Raw genomic sequence first — 15,144 nt, 5'->3', positions numbered from 1 at the left:
CGGCCAGCTTTGCCCTTCATCGGCAATTCATGCCGCCGGCCGGATGGCGGCGGGCGAAAGGAATTTGCATGACCTTGCGTATGGCCGCGCTCGTCGCGGCGTCGACAATCCCCGCCACCGCCGTCGCGCAAGAGGCGGGAACGCCGCGCGGCACCTATCTTGTGTACGCCGAGGAGGACGGCGTCGCTTTCGCTTCCTACGAGCCGGCGCTCGCCGGGGCCGGGCGCTGGCCGATGGTGCTGTTCTTTTACGGAGACGGGCAGTTCGGCGGTGCTGCGCGCGCGACGACCGAGGCGCGTTGTGCGGCGGGAGAAGCGACGGCGCGGATCACCGACCTGCTCGACGAAGCGGGGCGCCAGGTGCCCCTGCCCAGCGGGCAGGCCGCGCCCCCGATCAGCTTTACGCGCGCCAGCAATTCGGCCGGCGATGCAGCGATCGTCGATTTCCTGTGCGGCGATGCGAGCAGCCGGCTGGCGCAGAGCTCGGCGCCGATCTTCGGCACGCCCGCCGAGACCGCCCGCCGCTATGTCGCGATGCGCGCCGCGGGGCTCGGCGACCGGCTCGCGCGCGATATCGCGATTCGCGATCCGGAGGACAGCGATGCGCTGATCGGCACGGCGGTTCCGGAGGAGCTGCGCGACCGCGTCCGCGCCATACTCGACGCGCGCGACTAGGCGATCAGCGTTTCGGCGACGTCGCTGCCCGCATAGGCAACCAGCATGTCGCCATCGTGTGCGAGCGGTGCCGACTCATCGCACACCCAGACCTCGCCGGGCGTGAGCCGTTCTCCGCCCAATAACGTTGTGCCGTCGCGCAGGATCAGCCAGAGCGGCCGGCCCGGCACGGGCGCCAGGGTGCCGGAAACCGCGCCGTTCCACCGTTCGAGCACGAATTTGCGCCCGGCGGCGAGGATCTCGCGTCCCGGCTCCGGCGCGCCGGGACAGTCCGGCGCCGCCCACGGTGCGGGCTCGGCGACGCCCATCGCTTCGTCGAGATGGAGTTCGCGCGGGCGGCCATAATCGTAGAGCCGGTAGGTGAGGTCGACATTCTGTTGCACCTCCAGCAGCGTCACGCCCGCGCCGATGGCATGGATCGTCCCGGCCTGCAGGTAGAAGATGTCGCCCGGCGCCACCTGCTTCCAGTCGAGCATATTCTCGACCGACCCGTCGAGCGCCGCCGCGCGCAGTTCTTCGGGCGAAACACGCTCCTTCAGCCCGATGCCGATTGTTGCGCCGGGTTCTGTATCGAGGATCAGCCAGCATTCCTCCTTGCCGCTGCGATGGCCGCGCGCCTGCGCCGTCGCGTCGTCGGGATGGCATTGGACGGAGAGCTTCTCGCTCGTGAACAGATATTTGACGAGCAGCGTATCGGGAACGCCCTCACCGCCCTCGAACCAGATCTCGCCGACCGGTTCGCCGCCCTCGGGCGCGTCGCCGAAGCCGAGACCGAGCTTGTACCGGCCCCAGACTTTTTCGACGGTACGCGTCGCAAGGCGCGTGGCGGGCATGACGATCCTTCCGGCTTCTCGCTTTGGCGGGACGTTTGCCGCCACCATGCGTTATGGCCCTGATATGCAAAAATATCGTGACAATCCATGTGCACGCTGAATATCGTCAAAGGTCTGGCGGTAGCCGCGATCATTCTCGCCGCCATCGCGATGGCGCTTCTCTGGGCGCGATCCAATCCCGAAGACCTGCCCTGGACCCAGCTCGATCTTGCCGACCCGGTGGGTGCCTTTACGGGCCGAAAGCTTTCCCGGCTGACCGGCGATACGCCGTTATGCCGCAACCTGCTCGACGATGCGGGGATAGCCTATGAAGCCTTGCCGCCACGCGATTCCGGGCCGAACTGCAGTTATTCCGACGCGACGCGCCCGACCGCTGCATCGGGGCCGCAGCAGGTCGTGCTCGCCCCGACGGACGTTACGATCAGCTGCCCGGTGGTTGCGGCGCTGTCGCTTTGGGAATGGCATAGTTTGCAACCCGCCGCGATCGAACATCTCGGATCGCCGGTCGCCCGCATCGAACATTATGGCGGCTATAGCTGCCGCCGGATGTATGGCGCCGAGACCGGGCGCTGGTCCGAACATGCCACCGCCGACGCGCTCGACATCGCCGCCTTCGTCACGGAAGACGGGCGCAGGGTCTCGGTCGTTTCCGGCTGGAACGGCGAGGCGGACGAGCAAGCCTTTCTCCGCGACGTTCGCGACGGTGCCTGCGATCTCTTCGCCACCGTGCTGTCGCCCGACTATAACGCCGCCCATGCCGATCACTTCCATCTCGATATGGCCCGGCGCGGCGCGATAAGCGGCGGCGTCTGCCGCTAGCAACGAAAAGGGCCCGCCCGGCAGGCAGCCGGACGAGCCCTGTTATCGCTGATGCGCCGAAGCGCGGGCCTTAGCTGGCGACCGTGCCCTCTTCGAGCACTTCGAGCTCGCCGCCGCGGCCGATGAACATGTGATAGCCCGGATAGTCGTCGAGCGATTCGCGGCTGTTCGACAGCGCCTCTTCGCGCGTCGCGCCGAAGCCGAAGCCGATCAGTTGCAGCACCCGGCCGTTCAGGCCCTGCGCCGCCCGGACGACGACATAATGGCCGTTGCCATTATAGCCGCGGCAGCGAATGCGCTGGTTTTCTGCGTAGTTCGAGCGGAAATTGCGCTCCGCTTCGGTTTCAAGGGCGCGCCGGTCGATCGTCGCATCGCCCGATTGCGCCAGCGTGTAGGCGCTGAAATCGGTCATCCCGTTGCGGTCTTCGGTCGAACCCGTGCAGACAGCGATGCCGCCCGCGGCGGCCGGGGCGGCGGCCAGCAGGGCAATACCGGCTGCGATACCAAATTTGATCATGTCGTTACTCCCGCCAGAATTTCTCAAAGGCGGCAGAACGATACACCCAAAGGCGGGTCGATTTCAATCGGAATGGCGTTCGGGCCGGCGCGCGCCTAGTTCGGCAGGGCGCTTTCGGGCACCTTCTCCACCCAGTCGGGATAGAAGGTCGGTGCGCGGCTCGACCAGCCCGGCGCCGTCGCCGCCGCTTCGCTGATCGATTGCAGCAGATCCTTGCGCCGGTCGGGATGGATATGCGGAAGCGAGGCCGCGGCGCAGAAGGCGCCCGGCAGCCAGGGCCGGATTTCCGCACCGAGCAGGCGCTCGTAGAGAAACCGGTAGGAGGGGAAATGCGGCAGCCGGTCCTGGCCGAGATCGAAGGCCGAGATCGTCACCAGCGGGCCGAAAAACGGCTCGACGGCGTCGAGACCGCTATCGTCGGGAATATGGCCACGGATCGTATCGAGGCGCCGGTAGATCCGGCTCTGTGCCCGGATGCTGGCGGCTTCGACGAGATCGCGTGACCACAGGCCCACCGCGTCCTTGCGGCCCAGCCCGACATCGAGCGATCGGCGGACGTAACGCTGCGTCGATGCTTCGAAACCGGCGAATTCCTTCATTTCCGCCAGTGCCAGCGCGCCATGATTGGGTTTTTTCGTCGCAGCCATCGAACCCTCCGGTCCGTTGTTGATCCATAGGCCGCTTATGCGCCCCAAAGCGTTGACGGAGCGTTAACCATCAACGCTTTGGCCGATTAGAATCGATTATATTGCTGCAGTGCAACTGAATTGCACAATTTTATGTGGATTGGCGGCGCGCTGTTGCAATAAAGCAATGGCGCAGGGCACGGTCAGTCCTTGCCGTCCTTTTCGTCATATCCGGAAGAGGGCATGGGCTCGCCATGGCCCGGCTGGGTGTTCGCGGGCGGATCGGAGGCTGGGAAGGTCTCTTCCAGCCCCTCGTCCAGCTCCTCGCTCTCACGCTTTTCCTTCTTCGTTTTCCCGGTATCTTCCGGGTCCGGCGGGGCAACGGACATTTTTTCCATCTTGTTTTCGCCGACAATCTGTTCGCAGCTCATGGCACGACTCCTTGGCTTCTCACCCGACCAACCCATGACGCCGCGCTTCGTTCCTGCGCCGGTGCAGCAGCCATCGACAAAACAAGTCGTTCGTTCGACACAGGGCGTTCGTCCCCCGCGACGAAACGCAAAAATCCGCTAAAAGGCCCCCATGGACGAATATTTTATGGATTCCCGGCGCAGCATGGGCGTGACGAAGCGGCTGGGCTTCGTTTCGATCGCCGGGCTCTGGGCCTTCTACTTCTTCATCATCACCGGCCGTTCGGCGCTGATGCTGCCGAGCGGGCAGATCGAGCTGCTGATCTACCGCGTCGTCGTCACGCTGTTCGCGATCGGCGTGACCTTCCTGCTGTTCCTGTTCCTCGAACTGTTCGCGAACAAGCCGCTGCGCTGGCGCATCCCGATCGCCTTCGCCGCCGCGCTTCCCGTTGCCGCCGCGATCGCCGGGTTCAACATGTTCGTGTTCGAGGTCGCGGATCCGATGAACGTCATCTCCAGCCCCGAATGGGCCGAAGAGCGAGCGGCCTATGAGCGCGAGCTCGCCCGCGATCCGACCATCGCCTACAAGGCCTATGTCGAGGCCGTTATGGGGCGCTATTTCGTCGTCGTCGCCTGGACGCTGCTCTATATGGCGCTGGGCTATGCACAGGTCGTTCGCCGCGCCGAACGCCGCGCCGCGGTCTTCGCGCAGGAAGCGCAGACCGCGCAGCTCCGCGCGCTCCGCTACCAGGTCAATCCGCATTTCCTGTTCAACACGCTGAATGTGCTTTCCAGCCTCGTCATGCGCGGCCGCAAGGACGAGGCGGAGCAGATGATCCTCAACCTGTCGACCTTCTACCGAACCAGCCTGACCGCCGAACCGGCAGACGATGTCAGCCTGGCCGAAGAGATCAAGTTGCAGCGGCTCTATCTCGATATCGAAGCGGTGCGCTTTCCCGAACGGCTGACGATCGACATTTCTGTGCCGACCAACCTCGCATCGGCCTGTGTTCCGGCCATGATCCTCCAGCCGCTTGTCGAGAATGCGATCAAATATGGCGTGTCGCGCGTGCGGCGCCCGGTGACGCTGTCGATCCGCGCCTGGGAGGAGGGGGGCAAGCTGTTCCTCTCGGTGGCCGATGACGGCGATCCGCTGCCCGAGGGCGACGGGCCGCACGGCACCGGCGTCGGCCTTGCCAATGTCCGCGACCGGCTCGACGCGCGTTACGGCGAGGACAGCAGCGTCACCGCGGGCCCGCAGGAGGGCGGTGGATATCAGGTGGTATTGGAGATGCCGGTGAACAGGGAGACGTGCTAATGGTGCGGCTGATCAACGATGCCGACGCGCCGGACAAGGCCAAGGCCGGACAGGGGGATGACGCCATGAAGCCGCCCGCAAAGCCATTGCGCACCTTGCTGGTCGACGACGAACCGCTGGCGATCGAACGGATGCAGATCCTGTGTTCGTCGGTCGAGGGTATCGACCTGATCGGCACCGCGTCCGATGGCGAGGCCGCGCTGCGGCTCGTCGAGGCGCTGCAGCCCGAGCTGTTGCTGCTCGATATCGCCATGCCCGGCATGGACGGGATGGAGGTCGCCCGGGCGCTCGACGGGATGAACCTCGCGCCCGCAATAATTTTCGTGACCGCGTTCGACCAGTTCGCCGTCGAGGCGTTCGACGTCGCGGCGATCGATTACCTGCTCAAACCCGTCGGCAAGGACCGGCTCGAACGCGCGATCGAGCGGGTTGCGGGCCAGATCCGCGAAACCGTCGAGGAGCCAAAAGAGGAATCGCCCTGGGCCGACGAATTCTGGGTGCCGCACCGCTCCGAAGTCGTGCGGATTGCGGCGGAAGATATCGACCGGGTCGAGGCCGAGCGCGATTATATGCGGCTGCATGTCGGGGAGCGCAGCTATCTGCTGCACCAGACGATCACCAAGCTGGAGGAGCGGCTCAACCCCGACCAGTTCATCCGCGTCCACCGCTCCTCGATCCTCAACCGCGCCCGCATCGCCAAGCTGCGCCATGACGGCCAGGGCGGCTGGTTCGCCGAGATGGACGACGGGTCCGAAGTGCGGATCGGCCGGACGTACCTGAAGACGGTGAAGGAAATCGCGGGGCGGTAGAATTGGGTTTGTCGGATTCGACCTGACGGTCGAGCGCGCCGCGTTTTTGATTGTCAGACTTTGGCTGACGCCAAAGCGCCGCACCAGAATTTAATTTGTCAGAGAATTCCTAGCGGAATTTCGCCGCACCGGCCCGCACCCCCACCCGGCCTCCCATGAGAATACACTGAGTGGGAGGCCGGGTGGGGGTGCGGGCCGGTGCGGCGACCTCGCGTCAGCGAGGTTCTGACAAACCAGCCGTTTTCAAAGAAAACGGCCCCGGGGTGGGTCGCAGATACCCCGGGGCCGGTCGTCTGCCGCGGGAGGGGGCTAGGGGCGGCAGACGAAATAGAGGTTCATCATGTCGTGCGGGAGCCGGTGCAGCGACACATCGCCAAACCCAGCCTCGCCGAGCATCTGTTCGGCCAGTTCGGCGCCCCAGGCCGCGCCGAGCCCGACGCCGCCCTGCGCCAGCGATACGGTCATGCAGTGCATGCACGAGATCGTGTAGACGAAGGTTCCGAGCGGATTGTCGAAATTGTCCTGAACCTTGGTCGCGGCATCGATATCCTGCATCAGGTAGATACCGTCGTCTTTCACGAGCCGGCGGATATGGCCGAGCACCTCGGCCGGCTGCGCCTGATCGTGCACGGCGTCGAAGGTGAAGATCAGATCGAACAAATCCTCGCCGTCGAGCAGCGTCGCATCCTGCTGGACGAAGGCGACGTTGGTGAGGCCGAGCTCTTCGGCTTCGGACCGGGCGAGGTGCACGGTGTCCTCGCACAGATCGTAGCCGGTGAAGCGGCTGTTGGGGTAGAGCGCGGCGAGCCGGTTGAGGGCGCGGCCCGAGCCGCAGCCGATATCGGCGACCGCGATCCCCTGCTCCAGCCGGTCCGTCAGACCCGGCATGAGCGGCAGGATGTGATCTTCCAGCGCCTCGACGACGGTGACGTCGCTTTCCTGCGCCATGCATTCATGGAACCGGTCATAGGCTTCATAGGGCACGCCGCCGCCGGTCCGGAAACAGTCGACGATCCGGCTCTCGACATTGCCGAGCACCGAGATGAACTGGAACATCCCACTCATGTCGCCGAGCGCGGCGTCCTTGCCGAGAAAGACGGCATGATCGGCCGGCAGCCAATACTCGCCGCTTTCCGGCGCATATTCGACGATGCGCGCGGTCGCCATCGCGGCCAGCCATTCGCGGACATAGCGTTCGTCGAGCTGGGCCTTGGCGGCAAGCGAAACGCTGGTCACGCGCTCGCCGTCATTCAGGGCGTCCCAAAGGCCGGTGCGATGGCCGATCGCAATCATCAGCGAAGCGGCGCCGCCGTTGATCGTGCGGAAAATATGCTCCGAAAAGGCCTGCTGCCCGGGGGTGAGGTCGTCCGCCGGCGTCGCGGCGGCTTCGTGGGTCATCGTGGTGCACATGGAATTCTCCTGGCTGAAGGGTTTGGGTCAGATGCTGAGGACGAGCTGCTGGAACAGCGCGGCATGCGCGGCAAGCAGGGCGATGAAGACGGTCGATTCGCGAAACATGGTTCACTCCGTTGATTGGCGTTTTCGATGATGCGCTTATCGGCGCGTACAGTTGGAACGACCGTTGGAATCAGCGTAGAAAGCCGACTCGGGAGCCGTGGGAATTGCGTGGGAATGGCGATGGCAGGGGGCGAAGACCGGCAGGATCGGATCGTGGTGCGCCTGCTCGGCGAGCTTGAGCTGAGCCGGGGCGGGACGCCGCTCGCCCTTCCCGCATCTCGCAAGACGCGCGCGTTGTTCGTCTTTCTCCTGCGCGAACAGCGGGTGCATCGGCGCGAACGGTTGTGCGAGGTCTTCTTCAACGTGCCGGACGATCCGCGTGCGGCCTTGCGCTGGTCATTGTCCAAGCTGCGCGCCGCGCTGGGCGAGGATGCCGATGCGCTGAAGGGCGATCGCGAGACCGTCTCGCTCGATCCCGATTATTTCACGCTCGACATCGACCGGCTCGGCGACGAACCGGAGCCTTCGGCCGTCAAGGGCATGTTCGAACAGCCGCTTGCCGGGCTCGAATGGCACGGGTCCGATTTCTACGACAACTGGCTGGCGGCGGAGCGCGCTGCGGTCGACGCCCGCCGGCGCGACTGGCTTGTCCGCGCGGCGGAATCGGAAAATCTTTCGGCCGCCGATCGCGAGCGTTGCCGCAGCGAGGCGGAACGGATCGGCGAAGATAGCGGCGAGCGCGCTGCGCCACCGCCTTCCGGCAAGCCCGTCGAACATCAGATCCATTATTGCCTCGCCGAAGACGGCACCCAGATCGCCTATGCGGTGACCGGCGACGGGCCGCCGCTCGTCAAGGCGGCGAACTGGATCAACCATCTCGAACGCGATTGGGACAGCCCGTTATGGGGCCATCTGATCGAGGGTATTTCGCGTTCGCGCATGCTCGTGCGCTATGACGAACGCGGCAGCGGGCTGTCGCAATGGGATGTCGAGCGGATCGATTTCGACAGCTTCGTCGAGGACCTGGAAACCGTGGTCGACCGGGTCGGGCTGGATCGCTTCCCGCTGCTCGGCATCTCGCAGGGCGGTGCCGTTTCGATCGAATATGCGGCGCGTCATTCGGAGAAGGTCAGCCAGCTCATCCTGATCGGCGGCTATGCCGCGGGGTGGCGGCAGTTCGCCAAGCCCGAAGAGAGGGCGCAGCGCGAGGCGGTGCTGACGCTGGTCGAGCACGGATGGGGCGAGGACAATCCCGTCTATCGCCAGCTTTTCTCGCAGACCTTCTATCCCGATGCGACGGGCGAGGAGATCGCCTGGTTCAACGATTATCAAAAGCAGACGGCCAGCCCGGAAAACGCGCTGCGCTTTCTTGATATCTTCTCCCACATCGACGTCCGCGACCGGCTGGCGACCGTGCAGGCGCCGACGCTCGTCATCCATTCGCGCGGCGACCAGCGTGTCCCGATGGCGTCGGGCATCGAACTGGCGGCGACGATACCGGGGGCGACGCTCGTCACGCTCGACAGCAACAGCCATGTGCCGCTCAGCCGCGAACCGGCGATGGCGCGGCTCGTCGACGCGGTGCAAAGCTTCCTGGCCTGACAGGCTTATCCGGGTTCGCGGCTTGACCGCGCGCCCCGGACATGATTCTAAGCCCCCGACGCGGGTCGCATCTTTCCCCTTCAAGGAGATTTGCCGCGTGAAGACCTTATCCAAATTGCTGCTTTCCACAGTCCTCGCCGTTGCGGGCGCCGGGACCGCCCATGCGCAAAGCGTGGGCGTGTTCGGGGACAATATCGCCGATCCGGGGAATATCCCGCCGATCCTGCGTGCGGCGAATGCCGCCGGGCTCGGCCCGTTCGATGCGAATTTCCCCGCCTCGCCTCCGAATTTCGGCGGCCGGTTTTCCAACGGGCCGGTTGCCGCCGAAATCCTCCCTGGTCTGCTCGGCTATGATCCGGCCAATGTCACCAACAACGCCGTCGGGAATGCGTTTTCGGACCAGTTGCCCGTGTCGCTCGCGGGCGGGGCGCTGATCGGCAATGGCAGCTCGATCCCCGGGCCGATCGGGCGCGGTCTGTTTCCCTTGAACGATACCGATATCGCCAATCAGGTGACGGGCTTTCTCGCGGGCGCGGGCCCGCTCGGCCCCGACGATCTGATGCTGCTCTACCCGTCGAACAACGATGCGGCGCTGGCGCTCAACACGATCGCGCTGACGGCTCCGCCGCAGAATCAGGCGATCGCGATCATCGCGCAGGGCGCGGCCGTCAACGCGGCCAATACGGCGACGCAGGCGCAGCGACTGGTCGATGCCGGTGCGGGCACGGTGCTCGTGCCGAACATGCCCAATATCGGACTGACCCCGGCGGCCGCCGCAGGCGGGCTGAGCGGACAGCAACTGGCGACGCTGTTCAGTGTGCAGACCAACAATGCGCTCGTGACGCAGCTCTCGGCCATCGCGCCGGGCGACCAGTCGGTGCTGATCGCGGACATCTTCACGCTGCAAAACGACGTCGCCGCCAATCCGGCGAAATACGGTTTCGGCGACGTCACGACGCCATGCTCGCTCGTCGCGCAATGCCTGAACGCGCCGCAGGCGGTGCAGGACCGGTTCCTCTTCTGGGACGCTTTCTTCCCGACGGCGGCGGGGCACCGGCTGCAGGCGCTGTTCCTCGCCGACACGGTCCGCGCGCCGCGCACCATTGCGGCGCTCGGCGAAACGGCGCGCATCGGCACCGAAGCCGTCGCGCGCGACCTGCTGGCGATTCCGTGGCGCGAAGGGTTCCTCCTGGCCGTCGACAGCGCCTATGATTTCTACGAGCGCGGCGGCGCGCCACAGGCGCTCGCCTATGATGCACAAGGGGCGCGGATCGGCGCGGTGGCGGCCTATGGTTTCGGCGGCGGGTTCGAGGCCGGCGTCGCCGCTTCCTACACCGACGCCGATGTCGCCTTTCAGGACATCGCCGCCGGTTTCGACCGCGATACCGCGAATATCGGCGGCTTTATCGGCTATGAGGGCGGGCGGATCTCGCTTTCGGCCGCCGCCTCGGTCGGGTTCGACAATTTCGACGATATCGCGCGCACGACGGGCGTTGCCGGACAGGTCAGCAGCGGGTCGACCGACGGCACGAGCGTATCGGTGAGCGCGCAGGCGATGGGCAATATCCCGCTCTCGCCTGCCGTCATGGTGCACCCGCTCGGGCGGCTCGGCTGGTCGCGATCGGACGTCGACGGCTACGCCGAAAGCGGCGCCACGGGCCTGTCGCAGATCGTCTTCGATCAGGAAAGCGAGGCCTTTTACGGCGAGGCGGGTCTCGGCCTGTCGGCGCGTTTCGGCGGCAACGGACTGCCCGACGGCCAGTTCTGGGTGCGCGGCACCTGGCATTTCGCGCTCGACGACGATCCGCAGGACGTCCGCACCGCGCTCGTCTCGCTCCCCGATTTCACCCGCACCCACCGCGTCGATGCACCCGATGGCGACTATGGCCGGATCGAGGCGAGCGTCGCGGTGAACCCGGTGGGTAAGCTCGAAATCGGCCTGCTCGGCCATGCGAGCTTCGGCGGCGATGACTTTGACGGTGTCGGCGGTCGGTTGTTCGTGGGCGTCGGGTTTTAGGGGGGGATTTTTTGTCAGACCTCGCCTTTGGCTCGGCGCGGCACCAGCCCTCTCCCCCACCCGACCTCCCACTCAGTGTATGCTCATGGGAGGTCGGGTGGGGGAGAGGGCTGGCGCCGCGCTTTGGCGCTAGCCAAAGTCTGACAGAAGCTTTCCCAAATAAAAGATCACCCCCCGGACGAGGGACTGTCCGGGGGGCGCCTTTGAAACCTTGCGGGGCGGCAAGGTTTGCGGGAGCGGGTCTAGCGCGAGGCGACGACGGTGACGCGGCCTTCGCCGGCGATCTGGTCGAGCTGCGCCATCGCATTGGCGTGCGTTTCGCTGCGGCAGGCGATGACTTCGGGCGCGATGTCGAGGTTGCGCATGTCGAAATTGCCGCAGACCTGGCGCGAGGCGCGGCCGACCTGGCCGGCGAGCGCGTCATAGCCGGCCTGGGTGCCGACATCGTAGCCGGTCGTGTCGATCGTGACCGATGGCGGCTGCGCCATGGCCGGCGACAGCGCGGCGAAATTGGTGGTGGCCGCGGTGGCAACGGCGGCGAGGGCGAAAGCAAACTTCTTCATGGTAGGTCTCCTGAACCTTGGCCAAGTTGGTACCCGGCCGGATTGAACGTTTTTCTCGGCTGGCGGACCGGAGTGTTCCGTGTTCCGCCTCCGATCATCGAAATAGCCCGTTCGCCGGGACCGATCACGCGACCTTCGACCATCGCGCCGCGCTTTCCGCCCAATCGACGAACGGCCAAGCGGCGGCGACCAACCTAACGACGGCTGTCGTTTTTCTCCGCGCGCGGGACGGAAAATTGCGTTTCGTCGACCGATGAGTGTCATCGGCGCGTCATTGCGCCGTCATATCAGCCACTTTATGCGATGATTCGCACGCAAGACGGGACACGAGCCATGACAGGCAAGCCGATTTTCTCCGCGCCGCGCATGACGTTCCGGCCGGCGGCAATCATGACCGACGAGGTTCGCGAGCAGATGGCCGAGCGGATGATCGGCGGCGAACATCCCGACCAGGTTGCGAAATGGCTCTCGATGCGCGGCTTCCCTGCCGATGTTGTCCGCAAGGAGATCACGGCGGCGACCCGCGACCCGTTCTACCGCGGGATGACGAAGCTGCAGACCCGGCTGCGCAAATATGAATGGGTGCTCGCCAACCAGCGCAAGGCTGCCGCGCTCGATCCAGCCATCGGCGAGCTGGCGCATGAGGAGAAGATCGCGCCCGACCGCTTTTTCGCCGATTATTATGCGCACGGGCGGCCGGTGCTGATCGACGGGCTGGTCGATCATTGGCCCGCGATGGACCTGTGGAGCCTCGATCACATCGCCGAAACGCTGGGCGAGACCAAGGTCGCGGTGCAGGACGGCCGCGAGGCGGACGCCGATTACGAATATAACAATCTGCAGCATGAAAGGCTGGTGCCGTTCTCCGCACTCGCCGAACGCTTTCGCGGCACCGCGCCGACGAACGACTTCTATATCACGGCGAACAATGCCGACCGCAATCGCGACCGGCTCGCGCCGCTCTACGATGAAATCGCGCCGATCCCGGGCATTCTGGAAGAGGGCGGCGAACAGCAGGGTTTCTTCTGGATGGGACCGAAGGGGACGATCACGCCCTTCCACCACGACCTCACCAACAATCTGCTGGTCCAGATCGCCGGCGAAAAGCGGGTGAAGATGGTGGCCCCGCACGATACGCCGCTGATGCGGAACAACCGGCATTGTTATAGTGGCTGGTCGGGCGCCGACCTTCCGGCGGGCGATCCCGAACCCGGCAAGCCGCGCGTCATCGAATGCACGCTCGGCCCCGGCCAGGCGCTCTTCCTCCCCGTAGGCTGGTGGCACCATGTCGAGGGGTTGAGTCTGACCATCGGAATGAGCTTCACCGCCTTTGCCCGGCCGAACGACCACTATTCGGACTATTCGAGCCACGGGGAGATGTGAGGGGGGAGCTTTTTGTCAGACTTTGGCTAGCGCCAAAGCGCCGCACCGGTCCGCACCCCCACCCCCACCCCCACCCGGCCTCCCACGAGAGTATCCTGAATGGGAGGCCGGGTGGGGGTGCGGGCCGGTGCGGCGCTCGACCGCTAGGTCGAGTCTGACAATTCAGCGCCCCGCCACCTCCCGCGTGAATTCGGCGACGTCCCGCAACGTCGGATAACTCCCCCGCCCCCAGCGCGACACCGCCGTCATGATATTGATATGGCCGGCACCTTCATAGAGCCGCGCCTCGGCGAAGACGCCTGCCTGCTTCAGGAGGCGCTCCATGTTCGTGCTCTGCCGCGGGCGGACCACGGTGTCCTCGCTGCCATGAAGCAGGAGAGCGGGCGGGTCGCCCTCGCTGACATGGTTCACAGGCTGCGTTTCTTCGGGCTCCTCGACGCGGCCGAAGGCGCCGATCGTCGCGGGCGTGTCGAGCGGCAGGAAATCATAGGGGCCCGACATGCCGACCCAGCCTGCAATCGCCGCGCGATCCTCGCCCAGCCATTGCGGATCGAGCGCCAGCATCGCCGCGATATGCGCGCCGGCGCTATGGCCGACAAGGACGATGCGGCCCGGGTCGCCGCCATGGTCTGCGGCATGGGCGCGGGTCCAGCGCACGGCTTCGGCGACATCGACGACGAAATCGGGGAAATGGACCTGTGGCGACAGGCGATAGCCGGTGACGATGGCGACGAAGCCTTGCGCGGCGAATGCGCGCCCCGCCCAGCGATAGCCCTCGCGATTGCCGTCGCGCCAGCCGCCGCCATGAACGAAAACGATCACGGGCAGCCGGTCTCCCGCGCCCGCCCTTGTCGGCGCATAGACGTCGAGCGACTGGCGCGGATCGGAGCCGAAGGACCGGTCGCTCGCGACGAGCGCCGACCCCGCGTCCTTGGGCACGATGGCGTTGAACAGCGTCAGTGGCGGCACAAGAAACCAGATCGCCGCGCCGGACGCCAGCAGCACAAGCACGCCGATGATGATGTAGCGGAGCATGGCCAAACCCTCTCCCATCGGGAGTGCCAAGTTGGGTTGCCCCCGGCAACCCAAGATTGTGCCGGGGGCACAATCGGCTTAGAACGAGCTGGGTGAAGGGATCGCACCTTTCGAGAGCGCGGAACCCCTCATCCAACTCCGCCTAGCCTCCTTTGTCGGCAAGGCTGCGTAGCCTTCTCCCGACGGGAGAAGGTTTAGAGTGTCAATCCACCCGCTCCACGCTCACCTTCTGCTCGTTGAGCTGTGCCGATCCGAAGATCGTCATGAAGGCGATGTCGGTGGCGTCGCGGCCGACGACGATGCGGGCGAGCCCGTCCTGCTCCGCCAAGCGGCTCGGGTCGATCAGATGCCATTTGTCGTCGAGCCAGACTTCGACCACGGCATGGAAATCCTGCGGTTCGACGCCGAGCCCATAGGCCGAGACCATGCGAGCCGGAATGCCCGCCGCCCGCGCAAAGGTGATCAGCAGATGGGCATAATCGCGGCAGATTCCCTCGCGCGTCGTGAAGGTGTCGACGGCGGTCGTCGTGCCGTCGCTCGTTCCGGGGACATAGTCGAGCTGTTCGTCGATCCAGTCGTTCATGGCGATAATCTTGTCGCCGCCCGCGACATCGCCGAACACCTTGCCGACGAAGATCTCGAACCGGTCCGACTGGCAATAGCGGCTCGGCCAGAGATAGGGGACCACGAGCTGCGGCAGCTTGTGATAGGGCATCGCCTGCAGCCCGGCGATATCGGCGCGTTCGCGCTCGATCGTCACATCGGCATTGTATTCCGCGCGAAAATGGCCCGCGCCCTGCGTCCAGGTGCGGCGCCCGAACCCTTCCTCGGCCGGAAACGGATGCAGCTCCGCGCCCGTCGACACCGTCATATGGCCGCGATGGATGACCTGGTCGTGGGTGTCGGGCGCAACCTCGAGCTGCAGCAGCACATCCGCCGAATCGCGGATCGTGTAATCGAGCATGGCGGAGATGGAGAGGCGCATGAGCGTCCTTTGGTGGCCGGAGGATGGTGAGGCGAAGGGCGCATTCCGTTCGCCCCGCGCACCTAAGCCTTACGCGCGCGAATGCAATCGGTTCC

The 15,144-nt window shown here is 65.5% G+C and carries 15 protein-coding genes; 7 read left to right on the top strand and 8 right to left on the bottom strand.

The window, feature by feature from the left end; all coding sequences use genetic code 11:
• The first annotated feature begins 68 nt into the window (after positions 1-68).
• Positions 69-674, top strand: coding sequence for a hypothetical protein (locus tag Q0139_RS15215; RefSeq protein WP_298024025.1), 606 nt, complete (start codon positions 69-71; stop codon positions 672-674).
• On the opposite strand, the gene Q0139_RS15210 is transcribed toward Q0139_RS15215, so the two are convergent.
• Complete coding sequence (locus Q0139_RS15210; protein WP_298024023.1) at positions 671-1,507, bottom strand: class I mannose-6-phosphate isomerase; 837 nt, start codon at positions 1,505-1,507, stop codon at positions 671-673. The genes Q0139_RS15215 and Q0139_RS15210 overlap by 4 nt on opposite strands.
• Before the next feature lie 87 nt (positions 1,508-1,594).
• On the opposite strand from Q0139_RS15210, the gene Q0139_RS15205 reads away from it, so the two are divergent.
• Positions 1,595-2,326: an extensin family protein gene (locus Q0139_RS15205; RefSeq protein ID WP_298024020.1), complete on the top strand. Its 732-nt coding sequence runs from the start codon at positions 1,595-1,597 to the stop codon at positions 2,324-2,326.
• Positions 2,327-2,396: 70 nt separating this feature from the next.
• Here the strand turns inward: Q0139_RS15205 and Q0139_RS15200 are convergent, their stop codons facing one another.
• The 3 genes from Q0139_RS15200 to Q0139_RS15190 form a co-directional block, all read right to left on the bottom strand.
• Complete coding sequence (locus Q0139_RS15200) at positions 2,397-2,843, bottom strand: hypothetical protein (RefSeq protein WP_298024017.1); 447 nt, start codon at positions 2,841-2,843, stop codon at positions 2,397-2,399.
• 95 nt (positions 2,844-2,938) lie between these two features.
• Entirely contained in the window at positions 2,939-3,490 is a 552-nt protein-coding gene (locus Q0139_RS15195; RefSeq protein ID WP_298024014.1) for a hypothetical protein, read from the bottom strand.
• A 182-nt stretch (positions 3,491-3,672) separates the two neighbouring features.
• Positions 3,673-3,900: a hypothetical protein gene (locus Q0139_RS15190; protein ID WP_298024011.1), complete on the bottom strand. Its 228-nt coding sequence runs from the start codon at positions 3,898-3,900 to the stop codon at positions 3,673-3,675.
• 166 nt (positions 3,901-4,066) lie between these two features.
• Here Q0139_RS15190 and Q0139_RS15185 point away from each other — a divergent pair, with 166 nt between their 5' ends.
• Together Q0139_RS15185 and Q0139_RS15180 are read left to right on the top strand one after the other, a co-directional pair.
• Positions 4,067-5,197: a sensor histidine kinase gene (locus Q0139_RS15185; RefSeq protein WP_298024177.1), complete on the top strand. Its 1,131-nt coding sequence runs from the start codon at positions 4,067-4,069 to the stop codon at positions 5,195-5,197.
• A gap of 65 nt (positions 5,198-5,262) precedes the next feature.
• Positions 5,263-6,006 (top strand): LytTR family DNA-binding domain-containing protein, encoded by a 744-nt coding sequence (locus Q0139_RS15180; RefSeq protein ID WP_298024174.1) that lies wholly within the window; start codon positions 5,263-5,265, stop codon positions 6,004-6,006.
• Between the two features lie 309 nt (positions 6,007-6,315).
• Here Q0139_RS15180 and Q0139_RS15175 read toward each other — a convergent pair whose 3' ends face one another.
• A complete protein-coding gene (locus Q0139_RS15175; protein WP_298024008.1) occupies positions 6,316-7,416 on the bottom strand; it encodes a class I SAM-dependent methyltransferase in 1,101 nt (366 codons plus the stop codon).
• Between the two features lie 228 nt (positions 7,417-7,644).
• On the opposite strand from Q0139_RS15175, the gene Q0139_RS15170 reads away from it, so the two are divergent.
• Positions 7,645-9,066 (top strand): alpha/beta hydrolase, encoded by a 1,422-nt coding sequence (locus tag Q0139_RS15170; protein ID WP_298024005.1) that lies wholly within the window; start codon positions 7,645-7,647, stop codon positions 9,064-9,066.
• A 97-nt stretch (positions 9,067-9,163) separates the two neighbouring features.
• Positions 9,164-11,083, top strand: a complete 1,920-nt coding sequence (locus tag Q0139_RS15165) for an autotransporter domain-containing protein (RefSeq protein WP_298024003.1) — start codon at positions 9,164-9,166, stop codon at positions 11,081-11,083.
• A 242-nt stretch (positions 11,084-11,325) separates the two neighbouring features.
• On the opposite strand, the gene Q0139_RS15160 is transcribed toward Q0139_RS15165, so the two are convergent.
• A complete protein-coding gene (locus Q0139_RS15160) occupies positions 11,326-11,646 on the bottom strand; it encodes a UrcA family protein (protein WP_298024000.1) in 321 nt (106 codons plus the stop codon).
• Positions 11,647-11,979: 333 nt separating this feature from the next.
• On the opposite strand from Q0139_RS15160, the gene Q0139_RS15155 reads away from it, so the two are divergent.
• Entirely contained in the window at positions 11,980-13,029 is a 1,050-nt protein-coding gene (locus Q0139_RS15155; protein ID WP_298023996.1) for a cupin-like domain-containing protein, read from the top strand.
• 162 nt (positions 13,030-13,191) lie between these two features.
• On the opposite strand, the gene Q0139_RS15150 is transcribed toward Q0139_RS15155, so the two are convergent.
• Together Q0139_RS15150 and Q0139_RS15145 are read right to left on the bottom strand one after the other, a co-directional pair.
• Positions 13,192-14,082 carry an alpha/beta hydrolase gene (locus Q0139_RS15150; RefSeq protein ID WP_298023993.1) on the bottom strand — a complete coding sequence of 297 codons (891 nt, stop codon included), beginning with the start codon at positions 14,080-14,082 and terminating at the stop codon, positions 13,192-13,194.
• 184 nt (positions 14,083-14,266) lie between these two features.
• Positions 14,267-15,049, bottom strand: a complete 783-nt coding sequence (locus Q0139_RS15145; protein WP_298023990.1) for a transglutaminase family protein — start codon at positions 15,047-15,049, stop codon at positions 14,267-14,269.
• Positions 15,050-15,144 lie beyond the last annotated feature (95 nt).

The organism is uncultured Parasphingopyxis sp. (genome assembly GCF_937129435.1).
Classification (GTDB): domain Bacteria; phylum Pseudomonadota; class Alphaproteobacteria; order Sphingomonadales; family Sphingomonadaceae; genus Parasphingopyxis.
This window is presented reverse-complemented; position numbering and strand designations above follow the sequence as displayed.